The organism is Teredinibacter waterburyi, assembly GCF_001922985.1.
Lineage (GTDB): Bacteria > Pseudomonadota > Gammaproteobacteria > Pseudomonadales > Cellvibrionaceae > Teredinibacter > Teredinibacter waterburyi.
The window spans coordinates 1-580 of sequence record NZ_MRUH01000135.1; the positions used below are offsets into that span (position 1 = coordinate 1).

Consider the following 580-nt stretch of genomic DNA (forward strand, 5'->3'; position numbering starts at 1 on the left):
CACAAACGCTCACAGCAAAAATTGCAGGTGAGCTTGGCGTTATGCGTCTTAACGGCTAGTAGGGTAGGGCTTGTAATTCATTGGTGTTGTTTACTGTTAAAGTATCAGCTGATCTCGAAGAGTTTGCGTGCATCCTCCGTTTACTTTAGTAATCAGCACAACAGCGTCAAAGCGCTACCAGTATTCTAGCGTTCACGTTTATAGCTTTTGGTTTTTCTTGTATTTTTAGTTGTAGCTCCATTTTCTGTGAGTTCTTGGCTAAAATGTAAAGCTGGGTTAATCTCAATGGTTGTTGGTAGCAGCTTTAGGTTTTAAGTCTAAATTAAAGCTATTTTTACTAAATTAAAGCTATTTTTACTGAATTTATGGCTTTGTTGTGCGTGGGGAACGGGTTGTTTTGTGTGTACAGAAAGTCGCATAACAAAGCTATCGTAGGGACATTTATTGCTACGCTCCGTTTTGGGGTGGCTACGCCACTTTACCCCAAAACTCCACTCCACAATAAATGCCCCACATAGCGGCGTTAGAGGCCAGAAGGAAATGAGAACATACTATTTATTGTTAATTGTCTTATTCAGTT

1 protein-coding gene is annotated in these 580 nt (G+C 40.0%); it reads left to right on the plus strand.

Annotated elements, in window-relative coordinates:
* A partial coding sequence (locus IDZ20_RS16230; protein ID WP_223144948.1) for a hypothetical protein occupies positions 1-189 on the plus strand: 189 nt, incomplete at its 5' end.
* Positions 190-580 lie beyond the last annotated feature (391 nt).